This window comes from Sungkyunkwania multivorans (assembly GCF_042675645.1).
Lineage (GTDB): Bacteria > Bacteroidota > Bacteroidia > Flavobacteriales > Flavobacteriaceae > Sungkyunkwania > Sungkyunkwania multivorans.
The window spans coordinates 1-2,080 of sequence record NZ_JBHTJH010000007.1 but is presented as its reverse complement, the minus strand read 5'-3'; the positions used below and the strand labels follow the sequence as shown (position 1 = coordinate 2,080).

Below are 2,080 nucleotides of genomic sequence, written 5' to 3'. Positions count from 1 at the left end.
GAAATCAGATTACATTTATCTTTAGACTATAGAACACCAAATATGGTATATTTAAAAACAGCGTAAATCAATTTTAACCTGTAGCCATATTTCAGGACAAGACAAATTTGCACCTAACGGTCTCGGCTATGAGTAGTTGCGTGGGTTAGCACGAAATTTTGCAAGTATGCACCAAACTGAAAATCCGCGAGGATTTTCAGAAGTAGGCGAGAACAAGCAATTACTTATAGCCATTGTTAGGCACTGGTTTTTTTATTCTTCTTTTAATACACCTCTAAATTTATCAATAAATAATTCCGTTGGTAAATTATATGGAATATTTCTATATGTTATTGGTGTAATTTTGTCTGTCAAACGTTTATTTGCTATTTCCAAACCATATTCATAATTCGGTGTATTAATCTTAAATTTTGAGTTTAATTTGTTCAGATGACTGTCTAAAATATCTTTGAATCTTTTATCCTTTTCTTTTAAATAAGGCGACCAAAGTATAATTGTATCAATATCTATTACTGTTAAACTCTTAATGTTTGATAAATTAAATTTGTCACTTAATCTTTCTTCTAAACTTTCTAGATACCAACTATTCAATCTGTAGTTAATTCCTAAAGTCTGAAATATCCTATCGTGAACTAATAGAATAGGGTAAATCTTTAAATTATTCTTTGAATTAACATGAGAATCAAAACGGAATTTCTTTTCGAGAATTTCCTCAATTGTATTAATTAATTGACCTATTCCAACTTTATGGTTTTCATCTCCTAAAAATTTAATTTTTAGAGTTTCATTAATTTTTTCAATATCAGCAGATGCTTTTACAGCTTTTGCTATTAAAACGTCTTTGTTTTCGAATACGAATATGTTATTGTTGTGTCTTAAGTAATAATCAGGTTCACCTGGAAGTTCTGTGTCCGATTCGGTTTTTTTAATAAAATATGGTTTATGGAAGATTTCATCCAAGACTTTTTTCATTAGAAAATTTTCAGAAAACTCTTTATTAAAAAAGTTAAAGAAGTTACCATATTTTGACTTTAACGCAGAATCAGATTCATAGATTTCTTTTATTTTAAATTTAGAACTACGGTAGAATTTATCGATTACATAGAAATAATTAACAATTGAGTAGGTATGCTCTTCTATTTTATATATCGGATTAATTTTGATATATGTAAAATCTTCGTCAGTCAATATATCATCAGACGTCATTGAGGTCAGGAATTTCTCCGAATTTTCATCCTCTACTTTAAATATATAATTGTTGCTTGTTTTTAACTCTAATAATTTACCAAAGAGATATTTCATTTCTTTGAAAAAATCTTCTTCGTTGTCAGTATTAAAAGATGCAATCAAGTGTACCTTTAAATTTTCAAATTCAGGTTCCGAGTTTAAAAAATCAAATAGAAATTCTACTTTAACCAGAGTCGTATATATTAGTTTTAAAAATTCTAAATCGTCATTTTCAAAAATTGCCAAATCGGATAGTGGAAAATTGAAAATTACACTAAAATCAACCAATTTTTCCAAATTGGAATCTGATGTACTTTCCAAATTTTGATTCTTATTGATTTCTCTATTTACAACCAAGAATGCCTTGAATAGATTTATTTCGTCTTCATCGATAGAAGAGTTTTCATTGTCTTCTAAAAGTTCTTTTCTATTGGATAATATAAGTTCAGATAATTTTAAACTTGCGTGTTTAGAAACAGTTTCTGGTTTGTTTTTGATATTATTCTTTTTGCTGTAGTCAACAACCCTATCATAAATATCTTTCGCAATTTCTGGGTTAGAGAAAAAATTATCAAAATTCGGTAAGTTATTCGTATTGAAAAAGCCTATGCTTTTTAGAAGTGTTTCTCTGGAAATCTTTTTAAGGTAAAATAAAACTTCTTGTTTTTCTTCTTCAGGAAACACATCCTCAAATTCGAGTCTTTGTATAATTTTTATCATAGATTTTTCGGTGTGCTTGGAAACTTGTGCCTAACGGCCGCGTGTATGATCCTGTTGCGGCGATTCGGCATTCAATTTAGCAAACAATCGTGAACCTGTGAAAATTCCGAAGGAATTTTCAGGAAAGGAACAG

1 protein-coding gene is annotated in these 2,080 nt (G+C 28.8%); it reads right to left on the bottom strand.

The features are described 5' to 3' along the window. Positions 1–252 precede the first annotated feature (252 nt). Entirely contained in the window at positions 253–1,947 is a 1,695-nt protein-coding gene (locus ACFQ1M_RS09720; protein WP_386407565.1) for a hypothetical protein, read from the bottom strand. Positions 1,948–2,080 lie beyond the last annotated feature (133 nt).

Coding starts and splice junctions, on each gene's coding strand:
- ACFQ1M_RS09720 (WP_386407565.1), bottom strand. CDS start 1,947: ATGATAAAAATTATACAAAGACTCGAATTTGAGGATGTGTTTCCTGAA.